The organism is Streptosporangium longisporum (assembly GCF_039534895.1).
GTDB classification, from domain to species: domain Bacteria; phylum Actinomycetota; class Actinomycetes; order Streptosporangiales; family Streptosporangiaceae; genus Streptosporangium; species Streptosporangium longisporum.
On sequence record NZ_BAAAWD010000007.1, the window covers coordinates 16,409 to 41,489 of the forward strand.

The 25,081-nt window shown below is 66.9% G+C and carries 21 protein-coding genes, 2 tRNA genes and 3 rRNA genes; 13 read left to right on the forward strand and 13 right to left on the reverse strand.

The features are described 5' to 3' along the window. Positions 1-63 precede the first annotated feature (63 nt). From ABD832_RS13090 to ABD832_RS13100, 3 genes are all read left to right on the forward strand, one after another. A tRNA-Met gene (locus ABD832_RS13090) sits at positions 64-137 on the forward strand. Between the two features lie 241 nt (positions 138-378). After that, positions 379-455: transfer RNA gene (locus tag ABD832_RS13095), tRNA-Met, on the forward strand. A 208-nt stretch (positions 456-663) separates the two neighbouring features. Continuing rightward, positions 664-1,092: a PH domain-containing protein gene (locus ABD832_RS13100; protein WP_344893557.1), complete on the forward strand. Its 429-nt coding sequence runs from the start codon at positions 664-666 to the stop codon at positions 1,090-1,092. 205 nt (positions 1,093-1,297) lie between these two features. Here ABD832_RS13100 and ABD832_RS13105 read toward each other — a convergent pair whose 3' ends face one another. Both ABD832_RS13105 and ABD832_RS13110 read right to left on the reverse strand, forming a co-directional pair. Further along, on the reverse strand, positions 1,298-1,531 hold the full coding sequence (locus ABD832_RS13105; RefSeq protein WP_344893560.1) for a hypothetical protein: 234 nt from the start codon (positions 1,529-1,531) through the stop codon (positions 1,298-1,300). Between the two features lie 53 nt (positions 1,532-1,584). Then, on the reverse strand, positions 1,585-1,995 hold the full coding sequence (locus tag ABD832_RS13110) for a hypothetical protein (RefSeq protein WP_344893562.1): 411 nt from the start codon (positions 1,993-1,995) through the stop codon (positions 1,585-1,587). Between the two features lie 678 nt (positions 1,996-2,673). Here ABD832_RS13110 and ABD832_RS13115 point away from each other — a divergent pair. The 3 genes from ABD832_RS13115 (at position 2,674) to rrf (ending at position 7,923) form a co-directional block, all read left to right on the forward strand. Next, positions 2,674-4,198, forward strand: a 16S ribosomal RNA gene (locus ABD832_RS13115). Positions 4,199-4,608: 410 nt separating this feature from the next. Continuing rightward, positions 4,609-7,739 (forward strand): 23S ribosomal RNA (locus tag ABD832_RS13120). Between the two features lie 67 nt (positions 7,740-7,806). After that, positions 7,807-7,923 (forward strand): 5S ribosomal RNA (rrf, locus tag ABD832_RS13125). Together the 16S, 23S and 5S rRNA genes form the textbook arrangement of a ribosomal RNA operon. Positions 7,924-8,089: 166 nt before the next feature. On the opposite strand, the gene ABD832_RS13130 is transcribed toward rrf, so the two are convergent. After that, a complete protein-coding gene (locus ABD832_RS13130) occupies positions 8,090-8,527 on the reverse strand; it encodes a nuclear transport factor 2 family protein (RefSeq protein WP_344893564.1) in 438 nt (145 codons plus the stop codon). 238 nt (positions 8,528-8,765) lie between these two features. Here ABD832_RS13130 and ABD832_RS13135 point away from each other — a divergent pair, with 238 nt between their 5' ends. Continuing rightward, positions 8,766-9,398, forward strand: a complete 633-nt coding sequence (locus ABD832_RS13135) for a TetR/AcrR family transcriptional regulator (protein WP_344893567.1) — start codon at positions 8,766-8,768, stop codon at positions 9,396-9,398. Here ABD832_RS13135 and ABD832_RS13140 read toward each other — a convergent pair. Continuing rightward, complete coding sequence (locus tag ABD832_RS13140) at positions 9,359-9,823, reverse strand: Lrp/AsnC family transcriptional regulator (protein WP_344893570.1); 465 nt, start codon at positions 9,821-9,823, stop codon at positions 9,359-9,361. The two genes, ABD832_RS13135 and ABD832_RS13140, sit on opposite strands and share 40 nt — an antisense overlap. A gap of 132 nt (positions 9,824-9,955) precedes the next feature. Between ABD832_RS13140 and ABD832_RS13145 the strand changes: the two genes are divergently transcribed. Further along, positions 9,956-10,843, forward strand: a complete 888-nt coding sequence (locus ABD832_RS13145) for a phenylalanine 4-monooxygenase (protein ID WP_344893573.1) — start codon at positions 9,956-9,958, stop codon at positions 10,841-10,843. A gap of 361 nt (positions 10,844-11,204) precedes the next feature. Beyond that, entirely contained in the window at positions 11,205-12,311 is a 1,107-nt protein-coding gene (locus ABD832_RS13150; RefSeq protein WP_344893576.1) for a serine hydrolase, read from the forward strand. Between the two features lie 233 nt (positions 12,312-12,544). On the opposite strand, the gene ABD832_RS13155 is transcribed toward ABD832_RS13150, so the two are convergent. The 6 genes from ABD832_RS13155 to hisN form a co-directional block, all read right to left on the reverse strand. Further along, entirely contained in the window at positions 12,545-13,264 is a 720-nt protein-coding gene (locus ABD832_RS13155; RefSeq protein WP_344893579.1) for a response regulator transcription factor, read from the reverse strand. Positions 13,265-13,281: 17 nt separating this feature from the next. Next, on the reverse strand, positions 13,282-14,094 hold the full coding sequence (pstB, locus tag ABD832_RS13160; protein WP_344893581.1) for a phosphate ABC transporter ATP-binding protein PstB: 813 nt from the start codon (positions 14,092-14,094) through the stop codon (positions 13,282-13,284). A 44-nt stretch (positions 14,095-14,138) separates the two neighbouring features. Then, positions 14,139-15,029, reverse strand: a complete 891-nt coding sequence (pstA, locus tag ABD832_RS13165; RefSeq protein ID WP_344893584.1) for a phosphate ABC transporter permease PstA — start codon at positions 15,027-15,029, stop codon at positions 14,139-14,141. Further along, a complete protein-coding gene (pstC, locus tag ABD832_RS13170) occupies positions 15,029-15,970 on the reverse strand; it encodes a phosphate ABC transporter permease subunit PstC (RefSeq protein ID WP_344893587.1) in 942 nt (313 codons plus the stop codon). The genes pstA and pstC overlap by 1 nt, the downstream gene beginning before the upstream one ends. Next, complete coding sequence (locus ABD832_RS13175; protein ID WP_344893590.1) at positions 15,970-16,977, reverse strand: PstS family phosphate ABC transporter substrate-binding protein; 1,008 nt, start codon at positions 16,975-16,977, stop codon at positions 15,970-15,972. The genes pstC and ABD832_RS13175 overlap by 1 nt, the downstream gene beginning before the upstream one ends. Before the next feature lie 560 nt (positions 16,978-17,537). Beyond that, positions 17,538-18,341, reverse strand: a complete 804-nt coding sequence (gene hisN, locus ABD832_RS13180) for a histidinol-phosphatase (RefSeq protein ID WP_344893593.1) — start codon at positions 18,339-18,341, stop codon at positions 17,538-17,540. Between the two features lie 140 nt (positions 18,342-18,481). Between hisN and ABD832_RS13185 the strand changes: the two genes are divergently transcribed. Further along, positions 18,482-18,925, forward strand: coding sequence for a DUF4442 domain-containing protein (locus ABD832_RS13185; RefSeq protein WP_344893598.1), 444 nt, complete (start codon positions 18,482-18,484; stop codon positions 18,923-18,925). 289 nt (positions 18,926-19,214) lie between these two features. On the opposite strand, the gene rsgA is transcribed toward ABD832_RS13185, so the two are convergent. Both rsgA and aroA read right to left on the reverse strand, forming a co-directional pair. Continuing rightward, the gene (gene rsgA, locus ABD832_RS13190; RefSeq protein WP_344895938.1) at positions 19,215-20,282 is read right to left on the reverse strand and encodes a ribosome small subunit-dependent GTPase A; all 1,068 of its coding nucleotides are present in this window, start codon (positions 20,280-20,282) and stop codon (positions 19,215-19,217) included. Positions 20,283-20,368: 86 nt separating this feature from the next. Beyond that, entirely contained in the window at positions 20,369-21,646 is a 1,278-nt protein-coding gene (gene aroA / locus ABD832_RS13195) for a 3-phosphoshikimate 1-carboxyvinyltransferase (RefSeq protein ID WP_344893601.1), read from the reverse strand. 204 nt (positions 21,647-21,850) lie between these two features. Here aroA and ABD832_RS13200 point away from each other — a divergent pair, with 204 nt between their 5' ends. Both ABD832_RS13200 and ABD832_RS13205 read left to right on the forward strand, forming a co-directional pair. Beyond that, positions 21,851-22,612 (forward strand): SOS response-associated peptidase, encoded by a 762-nt coding sequence (locus ABD832_RS13200; protein ID WP_344893604.1) that lies wholly within the window; start codon positions 21,851-21,853, stop codon positions 22,610-22,612. 226 nt (positions 22,613-22,838) lie between these two features. Continuing rightward, positions 22,839-23,162, forward strand: coding sequence for a TraR/DksA family transcriptional regulator (locus tag ABD832_RS13205; protein ID WP_344895941.1), 324 nt, complete (start codon positions 22,839-22,841; stop codon positions 23,160-23,162). A gap of 206 nt (positions 23,163-23,368) precedes the next feature. On the opposite strand, the gene ABD832_RS13210 is transcribed toward ABD832_RS13205, so the two are convergent. Then, complete coding sequence (locus tag ABD832_RS13210; protein WP_344893607.1) at positions 23,369-24,133, reverse strand: class I SAM-dependent methyltransferase; 765 nt, start codon at positions 24,131-24,133, stop codon at positions 23,369-23,371. A gap of 354 nt (positions 24,134-24,487) precedes the next feature. Between ABD832_RS13210 and ABD832_RS13215 the strand changes: the two genes are divergently transcribed. Further along, on the forward strand, positions 24,488-25,024 hold the full coding sequence (locus tag ABD832_RS13215) for a sigma-70 family RNA polymerase sigma factor (RefSeq protein WP_344893610.1): 537 nt from the start codon (positions 24,488-24,490) through the stop codon (positions 25,022-25,024). Positions 25,025-25,081: the final 57 nt, after the last annotated feature.

The following is a 25,081-nucleotide window of genomic DNA, read 5'->3' on the forward strand; positions in this document are numbered from 1 at the left end:
GGGCCGGGCGTCATCTGATTCGCGTCCACCCCCAAAGCCGGGTAAGCTTCAGGCATACACCGACGCGGGGTGGAGCAGTTCGGTAGCTCGCTGGGCTCATAACCCAGAGGTCGCAGGTTCAAATCCTGTCCCCGCTACGAACGAGACCCCGGTCGCCGGAAACGGCGGCCGGGGTTTCTGCATTTCCCGGCATTTCCCGCACTCCCGGTCAATCGCGACAGGTTCGCACTCCGCGACCGGCCGTCCCCGTGTGTGCCGGGCCTCACGTTCCCGCCGGCCCGGGGCTCGCGATTTCTCCCCGGCGCCTCTTCCGGCGCGCTCGTTCCCGCCCCGATTTGCCGTCGCGACCGAATTGCGGATAGTCTTTGAACACACCGACGCGGGGTGGAGCAGTTCGGTAGCTCGCTGGGCTCATAACCCAGAGGTCGCAGGTTCAAATCCTGTCCCCGCTACCAGAGAGAGGCCCGGATCTCACAGAGATCCGGGCCTCTCGGTTTTTCTGCCCCTACCTGCCCTGGCGGCACGTACGGGCGCCCGGCCCCGCTTCAGGCACGCAGGCGTCGCCCGCGTGCCGACGGGAGTCCCACCCCTGACCGTCCCGGCGACGGACGCTTCAGGACGGCACGCGGCACACGACGGGCGGTCGAGAGGTAGCGTGCCGCTGTGAGTGAAACGTCCGGACCGGTCCTGCGCTGGCGCGTACGCCGCGATCTCCTCATCGTGAAGGCCGTCGCCGCGCTCGCCCTGGCGGTGCTGACCGTGCTGAGCCTCGGCGACCTGCGCGGCATGCTCCTGGCGGGTACCGCGTCCCTGGCCATGGCAGTCCTGGCGGCACGTGACGTCCTGGTCCCGGTACGGCTGACGGCGGACGGGGAGGGCCTCGTCGTGGTGAAGGGGTTCGCCGGATCCGAACGGGTGCCCTGGAGAGCCGTCGAGCGCATCCGCGTCGACAATCGGACACGCTTCACCTCGCGTACGGAACTCCTGGAGATCGACACGGGGGAGGGCATCCACCTGCTCAGCCGGTTCGACCTGGGGGTTCCGTGCCAGGAGGTGGCCGAAAAACTCCGCTCGTTCCGTACGGGGACGTAGACCATCCCGTACTCGGTGATACGCGGGCATGGCGGAGGGGGCGGGACCTTCGAAGGAGCCCGCGGGACGGGAGCCGGAAGGCGCGACCGGGAGGGCGGTTCTCGCTCGCGTCCCCGGGAGCCTCTTGTGCGAACTCCGTCGGGTGGCATTCGGCAAGCCCCGGCCTCAGGCCCTGAGGCCAGGCTTTGAACATCAGGCCCTGACCTCAGGCTCTGGCGCGTACCCGGCGATGTCTGGGAACGAAACTGGGCTTGGGCCGGCGGACCAGCAGGCTCACCTTGTAGAGCGCCCAGCAGGTGAGGAAGAGCCCGAAGGAGACCTGCCCGATCCACGCCCAGGTGGCGGTCTCGACGGCCGCGAACATCACTACACCGGTCCAGACAAAGCCGAAGACGCCCACGAGGGTCGCCGCAGCCCAATTCAGCCCTCGCTGCAACATGCCCGAAGTCTTACAGATCTTGGTTCAAGCCCAGGTCAATGACGCGGAACGCCTCATCGCGGAAGGCTGCGACTTGCTCCCGCGCACCGGCGCGCGCGAGCTCCACCGGTGGTCATCGGGGTCACCCCGAGAGGGTTCTCCTCAAGGGAGGCCAGAAGGGCCGCGGCGGTACGGGCGTCGGCGAGAATCCGGTTCACCTCGTCCTCGGACCGGGGCAGCTGGCCACGCTTGGCGAGCTCGTCGGTCAGGAAGGTCAGGGGCTCCGGGTAACCGGCCTCCTGCGCGGCGACGGTCGCCCGGGCCGCGGTGAGGAGACGCAGATAGTAGGCGCGGAGGGTCGCCTCCCGCATGTGTGCGTCTTCGAGATCGTTCAGCAGAGACCTGGCGACCCTGAGAAGGTCGCCCGGGTGATCGGCCTCCGCGTTGATGTGCGCGCGGATGTCGTCGAACTCCGAGCGGGTCATGGTGCTCACCTCCACGGCGGAGTCAGGATCCTGACCCTTGTGCCTACTTCGTATCCAGAGTCGATTGCGAACGGCTTGACGTCTGGTTGCGCGCCTGGGCTTTCTACGTCTCTCTGAGACGCGCGAGGTCCGGGGAAGGTTGGCAAGTTGTCTCTGTGACATGAGAGTCCTGATAGTGTTCACCACGCAGGACGACGAGCCCCCGGGTCATCACTCCCGGGAAGGCGAACTGTCCGGCGATCCCCTCCTCTGATCACCTCCCTTCGTCGGGGCGTTCGCGTCACGACGGAGACCGGTTGGACATCGACCGGATGTTGGAGTAAGTTAGAGGGGTTGCCCTGGAAGCAGGGCGGTCGACATCCTAGCGGTTGCGACAGGTTCGGGTCGAGGGCCGGGAAAACCGACAGTTTGACACGAATCACGCGGATTCACTAGAATGGTAGTACGAAATGGAACGCCCCTGGCGGTCGGCCCGAATGGGTCCGGTTGGCCGGGTGTACGCGTCCGTTTCTTGAGAACTCAACAGTGTGTTAAAAGCCAGTGCATGAAGCACAACCCTGTCCTAACCACCCTTGCGGGTGGGGGACGGATTCCTTTGGTTGAACATCCATCGCGTTCCCGGGCCTTGTGTTCCGGGGATGGTGGTGGGCTTTCAGCCGGGTAGGACTGTTCAGACATTGTTTGGAGAGTTTGATCCTGGCTCAGGACGAACGCTGGCGGCGTGCTTAACACATGCAAGTCGAGCGGAAAGGCCCTTCGGGGTACTCGAGCGGCGAACGGGTGAGTAACACGTGAGTAACCTGCCCCTGACTCTGGGATAAGCCCGGGAAACTGGGTCTAATACCGGATATGACACATGTCGGCATCGATGGTGTGTGGAAAGTTTTTTCGGTTGGGGATGGACTCGCGGCCTATCAGCTTGTTGGTGGGGTAATGGCCTACCAAGGCGACGACGGGTAGCCGGCCTGAGAGGGCGACCGGCCACACTGGGACTGAGACACGGCCCAGACTCCTACGGGAGGCAGCAGTGGGGAATATTGCGCAATGGGCGAAAGCCTGACGCAGCGACGCCGCGTGGGGGATGACGGCCTTCGGGTTGTAAACCTCTTTCAGCAGGGACGAAGTTGACGTGTACCTGCAGAAGAAGCGCCGGCTAACTACGTGCCAGCAGCCGCGGTAATACGTAGGGCGCAAGCGTTGTCCGGAATTATTGGGCGTAAAGAGCTCGTAGGTGGCTTGTCACGTCGGGTGTGAAAGCTTGGGGCTTAACTCCAGGTCTGCATTCGATACGGGCTGGCTAGAGGTAGGTAGGGGAGAACGGAATTCCTGGTGTAGCGGTGAAATGCGCAGATATCAGGAGGAACACCGGTGGCGAAGGCGGTTCTCTGGGCCTTACCTGACGCTGAGGAGCGAAAGCGTGGGGAGCGAACAGGATTAGATACCCTGGTAGTCCACGCTGTAAACGTTGGGCGCTAGGTGTGGGGACCTTCCACGGTTTCCGCGCCGTAGCTAACGCATTAAGCGCCCCGCCTGGGGAGTACGGCCGCAAGGCTAAAACTCAAAGGAATTGACGGGGGCCCGCACAAGCGGCGGAGCATGTTGCTTAATTCGACGCAACGCGAAGAACCTTACCAAGGCTTGACATCGCCCGGAAAGCTTCAGAGATGGAGCCCTCTTCGGACTGGGTGACAGGTGGTGCATGGCTGTCGTCAGCTCGTGTCGTGAGATGTTGGGTTAAGTCCCGCAACGAGCGCAACCCTTGTTCAATGTTGCCAGCAACATCCTTCGGGGTGGTTGGGGACTCATTGGAGACTGCCGGGGTCAACTCGGAGGAAGGTGGGGACGACGTCAAGTCATCATGCCCCTTATGTCTTGGGCTGCAAACATGCTACAATGGCCGGTACAGAGGGTTGCGATACCGCAAGGTGGAGCGAATCCCTAAAAGCCGGTCTCAGTTCGGATTGGGGTCTGCAACTCGACCCCATGAAGTCGGAGTCGCTAGTAATCGCAGATCAGCAACGCTGCGGTGAATACGTTCCCGGGCCTTGTACACACCGCCCGTCACGTCACGAAAGTCGGCAACACCCGAAGCCCGTGGCCCAACCAGCTTGTCTGGGGGGAGCGGTCGAAGGTGGGGCTGGCGATTGGGACGAAGTCGTAACAAGGTAGCCGTACCGGAAGGTGCGGCTGGATCACCTCCTTTCTAAGGAGCACCGGCCCTTCCACCGATCCCTTCGGGATGGTGGGGGTCCAACGTCACGATCAGGGACGCCTGTTTCCTGCGTGACACGCTCATTAGTGGAGCACTGGCTACTCAACCGGGCCTGATCGGCCGGATCTTGCTAGTACCGCCCTTGGTTCGCCGAGGGAGTGGGAGCGTGAGAGTCGGGGGTCGTCCTGGTTGAACACACTGTTGGGTCCTGAGGAAACGGACACCAGGTGAGCCCGCTGAGGCGGGCTTGCTGTCTGTTTGACCCTCATGCAGGACCGATCATCTGCCAGACCAGCTTGCCTGTTGCTGCCTTTCGAGGCGGTGGGGTGGGTGTTGGTGGCAGGGGTGGTGGGTTGCTGTTTGTTGTTTGAGATTTGCATAGTGGACGCGAGCATCTTTGTGGCCAAGTTTTTTAGGGCACACGGTGGATGCCTTGGCATCAGGAGCCGATGAAGGACGTGGGAGGCTGCGTTAAGCCCCGGGGAGTCGCCAACCAGACTTTGATCCGGGGATGTCCGAATGGGGAAACCTAGCACCAGTCATGTGGTGTTGCCTCCGCCTGAATGTATAGGGCGGTTGGTGGTAACGCGGGGAAGTGAAACATCTCAGTACCCGTAGGAAGAGAAAACAAATAGTGATTCCGTGAGTAGTGGTGAGCGAAAGCGGATCAGGCTAAACCGTAGGCGTGTGATAGCCGGCAGGCGTTGCGTTTACGGGGTTGTGGGACCCTCTTACGGTTTCTGCCGAGACCGTGAACAGTAAGAAATCCTTCCGATAGCTGAAGCTTCTGGGAAGTGGCGCCGTAGACCGTGAGAGTCGGGTAGGCGAAATTGGTTGGACTGTTGGAGGGGATCCCAAGTAGCACGGGGCCCGAGAAATCCTGTGTGAATCTGCCAGGACCACCTGGTAAGCCTAAATACTCCCTGATGACCGATAGTGAACAAGTACCGTGAGGGAAAGGTGAAAAGCGCCCCGGTGAGGGGTCGTGAAATAGTACCTGAAACCGTGTGCCTACAAGCCGTAGGAGCGTAAACACTTTTCGGAGTGTTTGTGATGTGACTGCGTGCCTTTTGAAGAATGAGCCTGCGAGTTATGGTGTGTGGCGAGGTTAACCCGTGTGGGGGAGCCGTAGCGAAAGCGAGTCTGAAGAGGGCGTTTGAGTCGCATGCTGTAGACCCGAAGCGGAGTGATCTAGGCATGGGCAGGTTGAAGCGCGGGTAAGACCGCGTGGAGGACCGAACCCACCAGGGTTGAAAACCTGGGGGATGACCTGTGTTTAGGGGTGAAAGGCCAATCAAACTCCGTGATAGCTGGTTCTCCCCGAAATGCATTTAGGTGCAGCGTCGCGTGTTTCTTGCCGGAGGTAGAGCACTGGATGGCTAATGGGCCCGACAAGGTTACTGACGTCAGCCAAACTCCGAATGCCGGTAAGTGAGAGCGTGGCAGTGAGACTGCGGGGGATAAGCTCCGTAGTCGAGAGGGAAACAGCCCAGACCACCGACTAAGGCCCCTAAGCGTGTGCTAAGTGGGAAAGGATGTGGAGTCGCAGTGACAACCAGGAGGTTGGCTTAGAAGCAGCCACCCTTGAAAGAGTGCGTAATAGCTCACTGGTCAAGTGATTCCGCGCCGACAATGTAGCGGGGCTCAAGTACACCGCCGAAGTCGTGGCATTCACACTTTTAGTCTGGCAGCTTGTCTGTCTAGGTGTGTGGATGGGTAGGGGAGCGTCGTGCGGCCGGGGAAGCAGCGGAGTGATCCAGCTGTGGAGGCCGTGCGAGTGAGAATGCAGGCATGAGTAGCGAATCAGAAGTGAGAAACTTCTGCGCCGGATGACCAAGGGTTCCTGGGGCAGGCTAATCCGCCCAGGGTAAGTCGGGACCTAAGGCGAGGCCGACAGGCGTAGTCGATGGACAACGGGTTGATATTCCCGTACCCGCTACGATGCGCCAATACTGAATCCAGTGATACTAAGGGTCCTTAAGTCCCCTGTTGGCCTTCGGGCTTGGGGTGAGGCTGAACGCCTGGCCTGAACTGGTAGTAGGTAAGCGATGGGGTGACGCAGGAAGGTAGCCCAGCCCAGGCGATGGTTGTCCTGGGGTAAGCATGTAGGACGTGTTGTAGGCAAATCCGCAACGCATTAAGTCTGAGATGTGATGCCGAGCCGATTGTGGCGAAGTGGGTGATCCTATGCTGCCGAGAAAAGCCTCTAGTGAGTGTCGTGGCGGCCCGTACCCTAAACCGACTCAGGTGGTCAGGTAGAGAATACTAAGGCGATCGGGTGAACTGTGGTTAAGGAACTCGGCAAATTGCCCCCGTAACTTCGGGAGAAGGGGGGCCTTCGCTGGTGATCACACTTGCTGTGTGAGCTGGTGGGGGTCGCAGAGGCCAGGGGGAAGCGACTGTTTACTAAAAACACAGGTCCGTGCGAAGTCGTAAGACGATGTATACGGACTGACGCCTGCCCGGTGCTGGAACGTTAAGGGGACCGGTTAGTGGGGTTTACTCCGCGAAGCTGAGAACTTAAGCGCCAGTAAACGGCGGTGGTAACTATAACCATCCTAAGGTAGCGAAATTCCTTGTCGGGTAAGTTCCGACCTGCACGAATGGCGTAACGACTTCCCCGCTGTCTCAACCGCAGACCCGGCGAAATTGCACTACGAGTAAAGATGCTCGTTACGCGCAGCAGGACGGAAAGACCCCGGGACCTTCACTATAGCTTGACATTGGCGTTTGGAACGTCTTGTGTAGGATAGGTGGGAGACTGTGAAGCTGTCACGCTAGTGGTGGTGGAGTCATTGGTGAAATACCACTCTGGTCGTTTTGAACGTCTAACTTCGGTCCGTGATCCGGATCAGGGACAGTGTCTGGTGGGTAGTTTAACTGGGGCGGTTGCCTCCTAAAGAGTAACGGAGGCGCCCAAAGGTTCCCTCAGCCTGGTTGGCAATCAGGTGTCGAGTGTAAGTGCACAAGGGAGCTTGACTGTGAGACCGACGGGTCGAGCAGGAGCGAAAGCTGGGACTAGTGATCCGGCGGTGGCATGTGGAAGCGCCGTCGCTCAACGGCTAAAAGGTACCCCGGGGATAACAGGCTGATCTTCCCCAAGAGTCCATATCGACGGGATGGTTTGGCACCTCGATGTCGGCTCGTCGCATCCTGGGGCTGGAGTAGGTCCCAAGGGTTGGGCTGTTCGCCCATTAAAGCGGTACGCGAGCTGGGTTTAGAACGTCGCGAGACAGTTCGGTCCCTATCCGCTGCGCGCGCAGGAGACTTGAAAGGAGCTGTCCCTAGTACGAGAGGACCGGGACGGACGAACCTCTGGTGTGCCAGTTGTTCCGCCAGGAGCACGGCTGGTTGGCTACGTTCGGAAGGGATAACCGCTGAAAGCATCTAAGCGGGAAGCTCGCCTTGAGATGAGGTCTCCCACCACGAGAGTGGGTAAGGCTCCCGGGAGACGACCGGGTTGATAGGCTGGAAGTGGAAGCGCAGTAATGTGTGGAGCTGACCAGTACTAATAGGCCGAGGACTTGACCACAAAGCATATGCTCGCGTCCACTAGGCAATTCTGAGACAACAAACAGTGTTTGTGTGTTTCATAGGGTTACGGCGGTTATGGCGAAGGGGAAACACCCGGTTACATTCCGAACCCGGAAGTTAAGCTCTTCAGCGCCGATGGTACTGCACCGGGGACGGTGTGGGAGAGTAGGTCACCGCCGGACAATCTTTTTGAAGGCCCCCACCATTGGTGGGGGCCTTCGTGTTTCCGGGAGTCTCCCACCCCCTCCTGCCAGGGATTGGTTCCTTTCCCCCGAGGATTCTTTCCGGGGTGGTTCTTCCCTGCTATTGGTTCGACGTCGACCCTGGATCGTTCACCGCGGCCGTTGGTCAGCCGTTCCTCAGTCGTTCGGCGACCTCGGCCATCACCAGGGGGTTCTGGTACTCCCTCCACAGGACGACCTTGCCGTCTCGCGCCCTGAGGACGCCGATGAACGATGAGGAGGCCCGGTGCCCCGTGGCGACGACGGTACCCGTGAGCTCGTACTCGACGACGATCACTCCGGGGTCGGCGGTCTCGTGGATCACCACGTTGCGGATCTCCTCCAGCCGGTACTGCCGGGCGAAGGCGGCCTGCTCCGGGCCGGTGAAGCGACGGATCGCCTCCGGTCCCTCCAGCCGTCGGGGTGTGCCTTCGGTGGCGAAGGGGATCTCGATGACGGCGTCGTCGGCCAGTTCGTCCGCGATGCCGCCGGTGTTCTCCATCCAGTGACGTCGCATGCGGTCGAAGAGGTCGACAGGGCCGGGGACGAGAATGGATTCGGGCATGGTGGATGATCCCTTCGGGGACGGCTACTAAGGTGAGTGGAAGCTCACTTCTATGATCGTGAGTCGACACTCACTTTGTCAACGTCGCGTCGTCGCACCAGGCACCAACGTCGGCCTCACCCGAAGCCGGCGTCTTCCCGCGTCGGCGTCGCGCCGGCCTCATGTCATCGGCCGTGCGGCGTCACCCGGATGCCGGCCCGGTGTCGCGTTCTGAAGCATCGTGGAGAGGGTGGAGCCCATGACCCCGGCGAAGTCGTCATCGGACCGTACGGACGATCCCGGCGGCGCGAGGCCGCTGCGTGCGGACGCCCGGCGTAACCGGGAACGCATCATCGCGGTGGCCGAGGCCGTCTTCGCGGAGAAGGGGCCCTCGGCGTCGACCGAGGAGGTCGCCGCCCGCGCGGGGGTCGCCATCGGCACGGTCTTCAAGCACTTCCCGACCAAGCAGGCCCTGCTGCAGGCCATCATGAAGGGTCTGCTGGAACGGCTGACCGAGGAGCTGTCCGCTCTCGCCGCGGGATCCCGCCCCGGTGAGGAGTTGTTCGACTTCGTCGCGGGCGTGGTCGAGCAGGCGGCGCAGAAGAGGACCGTCGTCACCCTGCTGGCCGAGACCGGCGTCGACCTCCAGGTCGCGGGTCCGCTCCAGCTGCTGCGCGACGGGATCGAGACGCTCCTGGTCCGTGCGCAGAAGGCCGGGACCGTCCGGGAGGACGTCCGGCTCGACGAGGTGCTCGCCCTGCTCACCGGCCTCTGCCACGGGGCGCTTCACGCGGGCTGGGACACCGACCTCCAGCGCCGTACGCTGGCCATCGTGTTCGGGGGGTTGCGGGGTCAGCCGGACGCGGCGCGCAGCAGGGGTTCGATCCGGTAGGGGACCTGGATCGAGAGGGCGATCGTGGTGTCGGTCCGCTGGACGGCGGGGGAGGCCAGGATGCGGGCGATGATCTCCTGAAGCTCGGGCGTGCCGCGCGCGACCACCCGGCAGAGCAGGTCGGCCTGGCCGCTGGTGCCGTACACCTCCAGGATCTCCGGTACGGACTCAAGGGCGCGTACGGCCTCGTTCAGCCGGCCCTGGGCGATCTGCAGCGAGACGAACGCCAGGATCGGGTATCCGGCGCCCTCGGGGGTGACCGTGGGGCCGAAGTCGGCGATGACCCCGCGGGCCGTGAGCTTCTCGACGCGGGCCTGCACGGTGCCGCGGGCCACGCCGAGCAGGCGGGCCAGCTCGGTCAGGCCGATGCGCGGGTGGGCTCGCATGGTGATCAGGAGGCGGCCGTCCAGTTCGTCTATCGACATGATTCCGAGGATCGCACCGGATTGGTCGATTCGACCAGTCCTTCCGGGTGGTCGCCGTACGTTCTTGAGCGGATCGCCCAGTAGAACCGGTCGCTCTTGTCAACGATTCGAGAAATTGCTGTCATTTCCTACATGTTCGAGGAAGCGCAGTATTTCGCACCGGTGGCGACCCGTGACGACGGCACGATCGAGGTCGAGCTCGGCGCGGGTCATCCCGGTTTCGCGGACCCGGTCTACCGCGCTCGCCGTAACGCGATCGCCGCGCTCGCGGTGGGCTACGTACCGGGTACGCCGATCCCGACGGCCGAGTACACCGACCAGGAGCACGAGGTGTGGGCCCTGGTCAGTCGTGAACTCGCCCTCAAGCACCAGAAGTACGCCACCACCGAGTACGTGAACGCGACGGAGCGGCTCAGGCTGCCGACCGAGCGCATCCCGCAGCTGCAGGAGGTCGGGGACCTGCTGGAGCCGCTGACCGGGTTCCGGTACGTGCCGGCCGCCGGTCTGGTGCCGCTCAGGGACTTCTACGGGGTGCTGGCCGACGGCCTCTTCCACTCCACGCAGTACATCCGGCACCACTCCACGCCGCTGTACACGCCGGAGCCGGACGTGATCCACGAGGTGATCGGGCACGCCAACGCGCTCGCCTCCGACCGGTACTCCCGGCTCTACCGCCTGGCCGGGCAGGCCGCCCGCCGGGTGGAGGGCAAGGAGGCCCTGGAGTTCATCTCGAAGATCTTCTGGTTCACGCTGGAGTTCGGCGTGATGACGGACCAGGGCGAGCTGCGGGCGTACGGCGCGGGCATCCTGTCCTCCTACGGGGAGATCGAGGAGTTCCGGGGGATGGACATTCGTCCGCTGGACATCGCCGCCATGGGCACCACTCACTACGACATCACGAAATATCAGGATGTGCTGTTCAGGGCGGAGTCGCTGGAGCACCTCGAGGACGTCGTCGGAGGGTTCTGGGAGACCTGCGACGACGAGAGCATCGCGCGGCTGACCGCCGACGCCCGCTGAACGACGGGATCGTCGCCCTGCCGGTGGCGGGCGGCCGGAGGTGACACCACACCGGCCGCCCGCCACCGGCAGGGCGACACCACCTCGGCCGCCCGGCCGATCCCGGGAGGTGACGCCGACGCTCGCCCGGCCGGGCGCCGGTCACCGGTGGCCGGCCGAGGACGAAAGGGGACGATCGGAGACGACCGGGGTGAGATCGTCCCCCGGTTAATCGCCGTCGTTCGGCAAGGCCGGGCATCGATCCGGTCCGACATTCCCTGGCTCATGCCCTGATTGGGGCTAGGTTCCCCTTCATCGTCTTCCTGTCACTCTCGGTTGGACATATCCCGATCGCGACGTCATGGGAGAGCGGTGGGATGTGATGGCAAGAGCCGGTAGCCGGATGGCCGGGGCCGTGATCCTGGTGGCCGCCGCGCAGGTCGGCGGGTGCGGTGTGCACCGGGATCCGTCGCCGGTGGGCCTGTCCTCGGTGACCCCGTCCTCCACGCCTCAGGTGGCACCGACGCCCCCGATGTCCACGGCGTCCCCGACCGGGCCGTTCCTGGCCGCGGACCCCCTGCCCGTCTTTCCCGGCACCGCGCCGCCGTCCGCCTCCGGCAGGGTGCCGGACGCCGAGCCGCCGCGCTTCCACGCCGGGAGGCTGAGTCGCAGGCTGGACGCGTTCCTGGCGGCGTACGGGGGGCGGACCACCCTTTCGGTTCGGGACCTGACCACGGGTCGGCACTACCGCTACCACCGGGCCCTGCGGCTGCCGACGGCCAGTGCGTCCAAGATCGGCATCCTGGCGGCGCTGCTGCTCGAGACGCGGTGGCGCGACCTCGACCGGCGTGCCAGGTCCGACGCGCGCAAGATGATCCGCTTCAGCGACAACGGCGCGGCCGACCGGCTGTACGAGCGGATCGGCCTGGAGAACGGCCTGGACGTCGCGAACCGCAGGCTCGGTCTCAGGCGGACCCGTACGCCCGGCGGCCGGTGCGTGAACCTGTACTGCTGGGGCATCACGCAGACCACCGCCGAGGACCAGACCCGGCTGGTCAGGGCGCTGGCCACGGACAGGAGCCCGCTGGAGCCCGCGACACGCCGCAGGGTGCTCGGGCTGATGGAGAGGGTCACCCCCGACCAGAAGTGGGGGATCAGCGCGGGCGCGTGCGAGGGGGACCGCGTGGCGCTGAAGAACGGCTGGCTGCGGCATGTGGCGAACGGGCGCTGGGTGGTGGTCAGCGCCGGGCTGATCCGCGGGCACGGGCACGACTACGCGGTGGCCGTCCTCACCGGGGACGGCCTCAGCATGGGAGCCGGCATCGCCAAGATCGAGGGTGTGGTCGAGCGCGTCATGGCCGCCTTCCGGGGCGGGCTCGGCTGCCGGGCGGGCGAGGGCGGCGAAAGCGGCGAGGGCGGCGAAGGCGCAGCCGGTGGACGAGGCGAGGCCGGTGAGGTGCGCAGGGCCGGCACGGCCGACGAGGACTGAGCAGTCGCCGAGGGCTGGGCAGCCGACGAGGCCTGAGCGGCCCGTGAAGTGGCCCATGGAGCGGCCACGCCGGGCCCCCCGGGGGAGCTCCGCTTCCGGAACGTGCCCCCGCACCGCTCCGGAACCGCTCCGGGGCCATGCCGGAGCCGGCCCGTGGGGCGCGATGTCGTCCCGCGAGCCGTGAGACCCGGGGCCCGATGGCACAGCGTGGCGCAGCGTCCGCCGGTGTCCGGTCAGGAGGCTCTGGCCGTCAGGCGGTACCCCACTCCCCGGACGGTCTGGATCAGCCGGTCGTCGTTGTCGCCGAGGCGGGCGCGGAGGCGCTTGACGTGCACCGCGATGGTGTTGGTCGAGGTGGTGTCGGTGGAGTGCCAGACGTGCCGCATGATCTGCTCCCGCGTCACCGTGCGGTGGGCGTTGCGCATCAGGTAGTGCAGCAGCTCGAACTCACGCAGCGGCAGGTGGACGATCCGGCCGTCGACGCTCACCTGGTAGGCGTTCACGTCCAGTTCCACCCCGCCGACAACCAGGGTGCCGCGGGTGGCGGAGTCGCCGCTGAACGCGGCGTGGATGAGCGGCAACAGCTCGGGCACCCGGTACGGGCGGGCGACGCACGCGGTGGCCCCGGCCGCCAGTGCCTGAACGGCCTGCTGGGCGTGGCCCTCGCCCACGCCCAGCAGAACGGGTACGGCCCTGGTGAGCCGTACCGCGCGGACGAACTCGACCGCGCCGATGACCGGTAGAGAGGCACTGACGAGAACGACGTCGGGCCGGAACGCCCCGGCCTGCAGCAGTGCCTGGGCGCCGTCGGTGACGGCCATGACCTTCACCCCTTCGCGTTCCAGGGTCTCTGCGAGGTCATGGGCCATGGCGGCTTCCGGATCGGCCACCAGCAGCATGGGCGCCGTCCGTGTGTCCTCGTCCACCTCGGGTGCCGTTTGCGGCTGGATCACCCGGATCCTCCAATGGGTTAGCCGAAGCGGCCGGTGATGTAGTCCTCGGTCCGCTTGTCGGTGGGGTTGGTGAAGATGCGGCTGGTCTCGTCGAACTCCACCAGCCGGCCGTGCCGTACCCCGGCCTCGTCCACCTCGGCCGTGAAGAACGCCGTGCGGTCCGAGACGCGGGCGGCCTGCTGCATGTTGTGCGTGACGATCACGATCGTGTAGTCGCGCGTCAGCTCCTGCATCAGGTCTTCGATCTTGGTGGTCGCGATCGGGTCCAGGGCCGAGCAGGGCTCGTCCATCAGGATCACGTCGGGCTTCACCGCGATCGCCCGCGCGATGCACAGACGCTGCTGCTGGCCTCCGGAGAGGGACAGCGCGTTCTGCTTGATCTTGTCCTTGACCTCGTCCCAGAGCGCGGCCTTGGTCAGCGCGCCCTCGACGATGTCGTCCATGTTGCCCTTGACCCCGTTGACCCGGGGGCCGTAGGCGATGTTGTCGTAGATCGACTTGGGGAAGGGGTTCGGCTTCTGGAAGACCATGCCGATCCGGCGGCGGACCTCGATCGGGTCCACGTGGTCGCCGTACAGGTCCTCGTCGTGGTAGAGGATCTTGCCGGCCGCGCGGGCGCCGGGGATGAGGTCGTTCATCCGGTTGAAGCAGCGCAGCACGGTGCTCTTGCCGCAGCCGGAGGGGCCGATCATGGCGGTGATCTCGCGGTTGCCGATGGTCAGGTCGACCCCTCGCACCGCCTCGTAGTCGCCGTAGAAGACGCTGAGCCCGGAGACGGTGAAGACCGGGTCGAGGGCCTCGATGGTACGGGGGACTTCGGGTCCGCGCACGTTCACATTCGGCACGGAAATTCCAATCTCGGACATTTCTTTCCTCACCAGCGCTTCTGGTAGCGGTTACGGAGCCAGATGGCGACCGAGTTCATCAGGAGCAGGATCGCCAGCAGGATCACGATCGCCGCCGCGGCGAGGATGGCGAACTCCTCCTGGGGACGGCTGATGAAGCTGTAGATCTGCAACGGCAGGACGGAGAAGCTGCTCCACACGCCCTCCGGGTTGAACCGGACCAGTGTCGCGGCGCCCAGCATCAGGAACGGGGCGGCCTCGCCGATCGCCCGGGAGAGCGCCAGGATCGAGCCCGTCGCGATGCCGGGGATCGACGCGGGCAGCACCTGGCGGTAGATGGTCTGCCACTGGGTGGCGCCCAGCGCCAGCGAGCCCTCGCGGATCGACGGCGGCACCGCGCGGATCGCCTCACGGGCGGAGATGATCACGATGGGCAGTACGAGCAGCGAGATGGTGACCGCGCCGGTCATCACGGTGAAGCCGAATTGCATCCAGCGGGCGATGATGCCCAGGCCGAGGATGCCGTAGACGATCGAGGGAACGGCCGCCAGGTTGGAGATGTTCAGCTCGATCAGCCGGTTGTACCACTTGGTCTTGTCGGCGTACTCCTCGAGGTAGATCGCCGCGAGGATACCGGTGGGCAGGGCCATGACCGCGGTCAGGCCGATGATCCACAGGGTGCCGAAGATGCCCGACTGGATGCCCGCGGTCGCCGGGCGGCGGATCGAGGGCTGGTTCTCCCACAGGACCGAGTTGAGCCTCGGCCAGCCCTCCTCGACCACGTAGATGAGGAGCATGGCCAAAAACAGCAGTGCGATGGCCAGGCTGGCCATCAGCGCGATGCGGAAGAGGTGTTCCTTGAGCGGGCGTCCCTTGCTCGCGAGCTGCACGGCGGAGCGCGGGGTGGTGAGGATGGCCATCAGTCGTAGACCTCGCGATACTTCTGGACCATGCGGGCGCTGAAGTAGTTCATCGTGAACGTGATCACGAAGAGCAGGGAGCCCACCGCGAAGATGGTCTTGTAGGCGATCGAACCGACCGAGGCGTCGCCGGAGCCGGCCTGGGCGATGAAGGCCGCCATGGTGGCCATCTCGTCACCCGGGTAGAGCGTGAAGACCGACTTGAACCCACCGGCGATGGCCACGATCATCGTCTCGCCCGCGGCCCGGGAGACCGCCAGGATGATGGCGGCGACGATTCCGGAGAACGCGGCGGGGACGACGACGCGCACCGAGGTGAGCATCTTGGAGGCGCCGAGGGCGTACGAGCCCTCGCGCAGGCCGTTCGGGACCGCGGCCATCGCGTCCTCCGACAGGGACGCGACGATCGGGATGATCATCACGCCGACCAGGAGGCCCGCGGCGAGCGCGTTCTTGCCGTCCAGGTTCAGGAACGGGAAGACGTCCCTCAGCAGCGGGGTGACGAAGGTGAGGGCGAAGAAGCCGAAGACCACGGTGGGGATGCCCGCGAGGACCTCCAGCACCGGCTTGAAGATCTTACGGGTCCTGGCGGAGGCGTACTCCGACAGGTAGATCGCGGCGGCCAGGCCGAGCGGCACGGCGACCACGACGGCGATGAGGGTGATCTCCAGCGTCGCGACCAGAAGCGGCCACACACCGAACGACGGCGGGTTGAACAGCGGCCCCCAGTTGGTCGAGCCGAAGAACTCTCCCAGGCTCACCGCGGCGAAGAACTCGATCGTCGGTTCGAGGAGGGCGATGACGATGCCGACCGTGGTCGCCACCGACACCATGGCCGCGGCCAGCAGGACGACCTTGATGACGGACTCGCCGTAACGCGGGCGCGACCGCGCCAGGGACCCAGAGGTCCCCGGAGCGGTCGTGCGGTGCTGTGCGGACATCAGCCGGCGCTCTTCAGCGAGGTGATGTCGGTCTTGAGCTTGGCCTCCTGCTCGGGGTTGAGCGGGATGAACTTCGCGTCCTTGGCGATCGCGTTGATGTTGCCGGCGTAGAAGTCGAGGAAGGCCGCGACCTCGGGCCGCTTCACCGCGGTGGTGGAGGGGTAGATGAACAGCGAGCGGGCGAGCGGGGTGTACTTGCCGCCCTGCGCGCTCTCCACGCTCGGGGCCACGCAGCCCTCGCCGGAGTCGATCTCCAGCGCCTTGAGCTTGGCGGCGTTCTCCTCGAAGTAGGTGAAGCCGAAGTAGCCCAGGCCGCCCTTGGCGCCCGCGACACCGGTGACGATGTCGTTGTCGTTCTCGCTCGGGCTGTAGTCCTTGCGGCTGGCGCCCTCTTCACCGTTGATCTCGTCGGTGAAGTAGTCGAAGGTGCCGGAGTCGGTGCCGGGACCGTAGAGCTTCAGCTCCTCGGCCGGGAACTTGGCGTCGACGTCCTTCCAGGTCTTGACCTTGCCCTCGGCCGCCGGCTCCCACATCTTCTTGAGCTGGTCGGTGGTGAGGCAGGTGGCCCAGGTGTTCTCCTTGGAGACCACGACGGTCAGCGCGTCGACGGCCACCGTGAGCTCGGTGAACTTGATGCCCTTGGCGTCACAGGCCGCCTTCTCCTCGTCCTTGATCGCACGGGAGGCGTTGGAGATGTCGGTCTCGCCGGCGCAGAACCGCTCGAAGCCGCCGCCGGTGCCCGAGGTGCCGACCGGCACCTTGACCTGGGGCTGCTCCTCGCTGAAGAGCTCGGAGGCCGCCTGGGTGAGGGGGGCCACGGTGCTGGAGCCGTCGATCTTGATCTCGCCGCTCAGCTGCGCGCCGCCCTCGCCGCCAGCGGCAGAAGGGTTCGCGGCGGTGGTGCTGCCGTCACTGCTGGGCTTGGCGTCGCCACCGCAGGCGGCCGCGAGCGAGACGACGAGCGCGGCCGTCGCCACCGCGCTGAGACGGCGCTGTCCACTGGTCACGGTATGTTCCTTCTCCGTAGTGAGATCTGTTCTCGATGACTCCGATGAAACCGGGGCAAAGTGAACGGAGATGAAACGAGCCATGACCGGGGCCGGAAGAGGTGAGCCCGCGGGTGTGAATATCGCGGCTTGGCCGGGGGCATGACACCGGTTTCCGGAGCGCGGCGGACGTTCAAGAGGCCGTGACGGCTCCATGGCCCGGACGTGGTGCGCGGGGTGGCAGGGGATGACCCGGTGGGTGAATCCGGCCTGGTCGGGACGGATGAGGGCCGTGATGCGGGGACGGGGCCCCGGGTGCGGGACGCGGGTGCCCTGGGGACGGGCGGGAGAGCGGCCGGACGGGCCGGTCCCGGTGCCGGGGACTTCGGCCGCCGGTCACGTCCGGTGTACCGATCCGTTCACCTTCCGGACATCCGGGTGAGCGAGCGGGGTCCGGCCCGGGCCGTCGCGTACCGGCGACGGGTTCCTGCGGAGGAGGGGGGCGAGAGCCGGGGACGGACCGTCCTGAAGGGAGCGGACGGAGACCGGTGACGGACCGTCCGGAGGGCGTCAAATGGGCGTCAGACGGGAAGGGTCAGCGGCCCGGAGCCGAGGCGTTCGAGCACCGCGCCGTGCAGGGGACCGTTGCTGCACAGCAGGCTGCCGCCGTCGATGTCGGGGACGCCCGACAGGTCGGTCCAGATGCCGCCCGCCTCCTCGACGATCACGGTCAGGGCCGCGATGTCCCAGGCGGAGAGCTCGGGCTCGGCCGAGACGTCGACCGCGCCCTCGGCGACGAGCATGTGCGACCAGAAGTCCCCGTAGGCGCGGCTGCGCCAGACGGAACGGTTCAGGTCGAGGAACGCGTCGAGCTTCCCTGCCTCCTCCCAGCCGCCCAGGCTGGAGTAGGAGAACGAGGCGTCCTGCAGGGAGGTGACCGAGGAGACCTGGCAGCGGGTGGCCTTGGTGAGGCTCCTGCCGGTCCAGGCGCCGCTGTCGCGGGCGGCCCACCAGCGTCGGCCCAGGGCGGGTGCCGAGACCAGGCCGACGACGACGCGTCCCTGGTCGAGCAGGGCGATCAGGGTGGCCCAGACGGGCACGCCGCGCACGTAGTTCTTGGTGCCGTCGATCGGGTCGATGATCCACGAGCGCTCGCCGCGGCCGCTCTCGCCGAACTCCTCGCCGATGACGGCGTCGCGCGGACGGGCCCGGGAGAGGGTGTTGCGGATCGCCTTCTCGGCCGCCTGGTCGGCGTCGCTCACCGGGGTGAGGTCGGGTTTCGTCTCCACCCGCAGATCCATGGCCTTGAACCTGCGCATGGTCAGATCGTCGGCGGCGTCGGCCATGACGTGCGCCAGGCGAAGATCGTCGTTGTAACCCGTCACGGGGGGAAACGCTACCGTGTCGCCGGCCGTACGGAGGAGAGCGGAGCAAGGGGAACAATCGTGTCGCGCCCCATCAGTCACTGGAATAGCGCGTAAATCATCCGTCGACGGTTAAGTTACCAGCGAGTAGCATTCTCGTCATGACCTTCGATGTGGGTGACCTCATGCTGCAGAGCGTCCCGTTCGCCAGGACGCTGGACGTCTCGTTCGACACGGTGGAACCGGGCCACGCCGTCGCCCGGATGCCCGACCGGGCCGACCTGCACAACCACGTGGGCGGCCCGCACGCCGGGGTCCTCTTCAGCGTCGCCGAGGTCGCCTCGGGCGCCACCATGATCTCGGTCTTCGGCGACCAGCTGTCCCGGGCCACCCCGCTGGTGACGAACGCGACGATCCGCTACCTCAAGCTCGCCAAGGGCGAGATCGTCGCCGAGGCCTGCCTCCGGGCCTCCAAGGAGGAGGTCGTGGCCAAGCTGGACGCGGGGGAGCGTCCCGAGTTCGACGTGCTGATCGAGATCAGGACAGCCGACGGCACGGTGGTGTCCGAGATGACGGTCACGTGGACTCTTTCAATGCGACGCTGATACATGGCGACGCTTCGCGTCGCGGTGAGTCCGCTCTTATCCGGCTCTGTGTCCATGGCGACGCTAGCGCGTCGCGGTGAGTCCGCTTGGATCCGGTTCCTTCCCTCGTCGGACGTGGTCGTTCGTTCCTCACGACCACGTCCTCCTCGGTCCAGTCGCCGGCGCGGACTCACGGGGGTCCCGAAGGGATGCTCGTGAGGCTGTGTCGGGGACGGCGTGGCGTGGTGCGGTTCGGGGGCTCGTGGGGAGGCGAGCGCCGGGGATGAGGGGGCGGGGCGGCCTCCGGGGGTCAGGGGTCCTGGGGGTGGTCCTCCTCCGGGGCGCCTTCCCGGCTGGCGAGGAGGCGGCGCAGGGAGGCGAGCCGGGCCGGGTCGGCGTGGCCCGCCGCGACCCAGGCGTCCAGGGCGCACTCGTCGGAGAGGTGGTTGCAGCCCTTGGGGCACTGGACGGTGCCCTCGATCAGGTCGGGGAAGCCCGCCAGCACCGTCTCCACCGAGACGTGGGCCAGTCCGAAGCTGCGGACGCCGGGGGTGTCGATGATCCAGCCGCCCTCCGGCAGCTCCAGGGCGACGGCCGAGGTGGAGGTGTGGCGACCTCGGCCGGTGACCGCGTTCACGTGGGAGACGGCCCGGTTGGCGTCCGGGACCAGGGCGTTGACCAGCGTCGACTTGCCCACGCCCGAATGGCCGACGAGCACGCTGATGCGGCCTTCCAGACGCCTCCGTACCTCGTCGAGGCCGCCGCCCTTCTGGACCACCACGTACGGCACCCCGAGGGGGGCGTAGAGCGCGACCAGCTCCTCGGGTGAGGCGAGGTCGGACTTGGTGAGGCAGAGCAGCGACTCGATGTCGGCGTCGAAGGCCGCGACCAGCATCCGGTCGATCATCCGGGGCCGGGGCGGCGGGTCGGCCAGGGCCGTCACGATGACCAGCTGGTCGGCGTTGGCGACCACGGGACGCTCGATGCCGTCGGTGTTGTCGGTGTCGTCCGCGGAGCGGCGCAGCATGGAGACGCGGGGCTCGACGCGGACGACGCGGGCCAGCGTGTCCTCCATGCCGGAGACGTCGCCCACCAGGGCGACCCGGTCGCCGACCACGATCCCCTTGCGGCCCAGCTCGCGTGCCTTCATGGCGACCACGACCCGGCCGCTCATCGCGGCGCCCTCGACGTGGTCCTTCTTGCGGCGGCGTCCCTTCTCGCCCGCCGACTCGACCAGGCACGTGTAGCGCCCGCGGTCCACGGCGACCACGAAGGCGGGGACCGCGTCCTCGTGGGCAGGGCGGATCCGGGTCCTGGGCCGGGATCCCTTGCCCGGCCTGACCCTGACGTCGTCCTCGTCGTACTCGCGCTTTCTCAGCTTCTCCGCCTCGTCCGGCCCGGTGCCGCCCCCGCGGGGGCGGTGTTACCGGGCGCCTCCAGGGCCTGCAGGCCGTCGCTCGCCCTTCACCGCGCGCCGCGCAGCATGTCCGCCCACATGGAGGCGAACTCGGGCAGGGTCTTACCCGTGGTGGCGATGTCCTCCACCTCGACGCCGGGCACGGCCAGGCCGATCACCGCTCCGGCGGTGGCCATCCGGTGGTCGGCGTAGGAGTGGAACACCCCGCCGGACAGGGGACGGGGCCGGATCTCCAGGCCGTCCTCGGTCTCGTTCGCGTCGCCCCCCAGGCCGTTGATCTCGGCCACCAGGGCGGCCAGCCGGTCGGTCTCGTGCCCGCGGATGTGGGCGACGCCGCCGATCCTGCTGGGGGAGTCGGCCAGCGTGGCCAGCGCGGCGATCGTCGGGGTCAGCTCCGCGACGTCCCGCAGGTCCGCCTCGATGCCGGCGATCCGTCCGGTGCCGGTGACCGCCAGCCCGTCGGGCGTGTGCTCCACGGAGGCTCCCATGTCCGCCAGCAGGGTGCGGAGCTGGTCGCCCGGCTGGGTCGTGTGAGCGGGCCACCCCGGGACGGTGACCGTGCCGCCCGTCACCATGGCGGCGCACAGGAACGGGGCCGCGTTGGACAGGTCCGGCTCCACCGTGAAGTCCCTGGCACCGATGGGACCGGGCTCGACGCGCCAGACGTCGGGCTCGGAGTCGTCCACCACGACGCCGAACTCGCGCAGCATCTGGACCGTCATCCGGATGTGCGGCTGCGAGGGGATCGGCGGGCCGTCGTGGCGTACCGTCACGCCCTTGGCGAAGCGCGCGGCGGTCAGCAGCAGGCCGGAGAGGAACTGCGAGGAGCCCGACGCGTCCAGCCGGACCTCGCCACCGGTCAGCGGCCCCTTGATCGTGAACGGCAGCGCGTCGCCGCTCACCTCGGCGCCCAGGGCACGCAGCGCGTGCAGGATCGGCCCCATCGGGCGCTTGCGGGCGTGCGGGTCGCCGTCGAAGAACACCTCGTCCGCCGCCAGCGCCGCCATGGACGGCACGAAGCGCATGACCGTACCGGCCAGGCCCACGTCGATACGGGCGCCGCCGGTGACCGGGCCCGGCGTGATCGCCCAGTCGACGGCGGAGGCGCTCTCGTCGGAGGGGATCATGGTCGCCCCCAGCGCGCGCAGCGCGTCCACCATCAGGTCGGCGTCACGGCTGCGCAGCGCGCGCCGTACCGTGCCGGGACCCTCGGCCAGCGCGGCGAGCAGCAGCGCGCGGTTGGTCACGGACTTCGACCCGGGCAGGGCGACGGTCGCGCGGACGGGTTCGGTCGCGGTCGGGGCGGGCCACAGCGGAGCGGACATGGTCAAAAGCCTACCGGGACCCGGTGGGGACAGGTGTGAGGTGGCGCGGGACCCGGATCCCCGGTGTCCGGCGCGCGGGGGACGGTCGTGACCTCCCGCCGGACGGCACCGCGGCGGGGTGCCGTCGCCCGTCGTACCGGATGGGGCAAGATCGAAGGCCGAGGCCGGGGGTCCTCGCCGGGCGAGACGTGGCAAGGTGGAGGTATGTGCGGGAGATACGCCTCTGCGCGGAAAAAGCAGGAGTTGCTGGAGGAGTTCGAGGTCGAGCTCGACGGAGCCGCCGACGACGAGCTCAGGCCGGACTACAACGTCGCGCCCACGAAACCGGTGTACGCGGTGATGAGCCGGGTGCCCAAGAGCGCTCCGGAGGGTCGTGCGGTGCGGCAGCTCCGCGTGGTCCGCTGGGGACTCGTCCCCGCCTGGGCCAAGGACCCGTCCATCGGCTCGAAGATGATCAACGCGCGGGTGGAGACGGTTGCGGAGAAGCCGTCCTACCGCAAGGCGTTCGCCGAGCGCAGGTGCCTGATCCCGGCCGACGGCTACTTCGAGTGGGCCGTGCTCGACGAGAAGGACGCCAAGGGCAAGCCGAAGAAGCAGCCCTACTTCGTCCATCCCGCCGACGGCGGCGTGATGGCCATGGCCGGGCTGTACGAGTTCTGGCGGGACAAGGGCCGCGCCGAGGACGACCCGCTCTCCTGGCTGGTGACCTGCACGATCATCACGACCGACGCGGTGGACGCGGCGGGTGTGGTCCACGACCGGATGCCGATGCTGATCGAGCGCGACCGCTGGGGGGACTGGCTCGACCCGGGCGTGGCCGACGCGAAGGAGTTCCTGATCCCCGCGGGCTCCACCGGCCTGGAGATCTACCCGGTCTCCACCGCGGTCAACTCGGTGCGCAACAACGGCCCGGAGCTGCTGGAGCCGATGAAGATCGGCGAGGGGGAGAGCGCGAAGCGCTCCTGACGCCGTCCGGCCCGCCGGTTCCGGCGGGCCGGTCCGCGAACCGGTAAAACATCGGCCACGCGGTGTAAAGCTTCCGCCGAGCGGGCATCCGGTGAGGAAAGCGGTGCCTCGGGCGCGACAAAGAGGTCACCGTCGCAGAGCTCACCCCCTTTGCGCCTGACGGGAGAGTCGGGGGATCCCTTCACAGGCCGCCCCCGTCGCCCGGAGGTGCGGAGTCGTGGATGTCATGACCATGCGCGAGCGCTTGCAGAGCATGCTCGCCGAACTCGACCGGTCCATCGAGGTGCTCCGCGGGGACTCTCCCGCCCTGCGGGAGCGTTCACCGGCCGACGGAGGCCTGCACCTGACCGAGTCCGGCCGTAACCAGGCCCTGCTGGAGGTGGCCACCCGGCACCGGCGCTCGGTGCAGGAGGCGCTCATCCGGATGGACGAGGGCCGCTACGGCCTCTGCGCCGACTGCGGCGGGACCGTCCCGGAGAGCAGGCTGGAGGCCCGCCCCGAGGCGGCCCGCTGCATGCAGTGCCAGTCCAGGCGTGAACGCAGACGCTGACCTCGGGCCACGTTTCCCTCATCGCCCCCACGAGCCCAGCTCACCTCACAGGTGCTCGCCTCATGAGCTCTGCCGAGGCGCGCCAATGCCCCGACGACCTCCCCGGGGACCCCGTGAGCCCGCGCCGGCGACTGGACCGAGGAGAGGAGGATCGCGAGGAACGAGCGATCCCCCTCGACGAGGGAAGGAGCCGGATCAGAGCGGGCTCACCGCGACGCGCCAGCGTCGCCATGAACAGGCTTCTTTGCGCTCGCCACCAGGTGGATCCCCACCGTGTCGTCGTCCTCCGGGTGGGTGTCCAGCTCGGTGTTGACCAGCCAGGTGAGCGCCCGAGAGTCGGAGGCCAGCACGTGGTCGACGGTCGAGGGGGACAGCACCGTGCGGGGCCGTATCCACTCGACCTCCAGGCCGGCGTCGGTGAGCAGCTCGCGGAGCTGGACGCTGCTGAAGCAGCGGGTGATGCTCCCGTCGGGCCAGGGCACGAGCATGACCTCGCCGGTCTGGCGCAGGTGGGCCCAGTAGTTCTGCTCGGCGAGGATGGCCATGCCCAGCACGAGCGAGTCGACGCAGACCAGGGCCCGGCCGCCGGGGCGCAGGACCCGGGCGACGTCGCCGATCGCGGACTCGGCCATGAGGTCCACCGACAGGGCGCGTTCCTCGGCCATCACGGCGTCCACGCTGCCGTCGGGCAGGAAGTGCAGGTCGTCGGCGCGTACCTGGCTGACCTTGGAGATGTCGTGCAGCGGCTGGACGTCCGCGGGGCGGCGGAAGTCGACCACCTCGACCACCCGGTGCCCGGCCTTGGCGGCCTGGGCGGCCCAGCGGCCGTTGCCGCCGGACATGTCGAGGACGGTGGAGGGGCTCTGTGGGAGCCATCGGCCGAGTTGCTCGGCCACGACCGCGTGGTAAAAGGTCCAGTACGGCCCGAGCGCACCTGAGCCGTTCAGCTCTTCGGCCGGGATGGGCAGCACAAGCAGCTCCTGGCGTCGGGAGGATCCGGTGGTCTTAACTCCTACCGGTACGTATGTTCTTTTTCCCCGTACCGGGCCGTTCGTCACCTTCTATCTTGCGGGAACAGATGACCGGACGAGCGTGTTGCAAGCGGACAACGCACGATCCTTTCGGAGGTTGGCAAGCAGATGCTCGCCCTCATCGAACCAGTCACCCGCCCCGGTGATCGGCCTGTCCGTGCTGAACGGGTATTCTCCGCTCAGTACGGTGTCCCGCGTCAGCAGGACTCCGGCGATCTTAAGGGGGTGGGTCCGGTCCCTGCGACAGACGAGGAGACTCTGGAGCAGCGGAGCACACGGTTCGAGCGGGATGTCATGCCCTATCTCGACCAGCTCTACTCTGCCGCGCTTCGGATGACCCGAAACCCCGCGGACGCCGAGGACCTTCTTCAGGAGACCTTCGCCAAGGCCTTCGCGTCCTTCCACCAGTTCCAGCAAGGCACGAACCTCAAGGCCTGGCTGTACCGGATCCTGACCAACACCTTCATCAACAGTTACCGCAAGAAGCAGCGGGAACCCAAGCAGTCGGGTGCCGAGGAGATCGAGGACTGGCAGCTGGCCAGGGCCGAGTCGCACACCTCGGCCGGGCTCAAGTCGGCGGAGATCGAGGCGCTGGAGCACCTCCCCGACACCGACGTGAAGCGGGCGCTGGCCGCGCTCCCCGAGGAGTTCCGCATCGCGGTCTACCTCGCCGACGTCGAGGGATTCCCGTACAAGGAGATCGCCGAGATCATGGGCACCCCGATCGGGACCGTGATGTCACGGCTGCACCGTGGCCGCCGTCAGCTGCGGACCCAGCTCGAGGACTACGCCCGCGAGCGTGGCCTGGTTCCAGCGGAGGGTGCCAAGTGAGCGAGCGAGACAGGACCGGCGAGGCCGCCCGTACGGGCTCCGGGTGTCCGGGCGAGG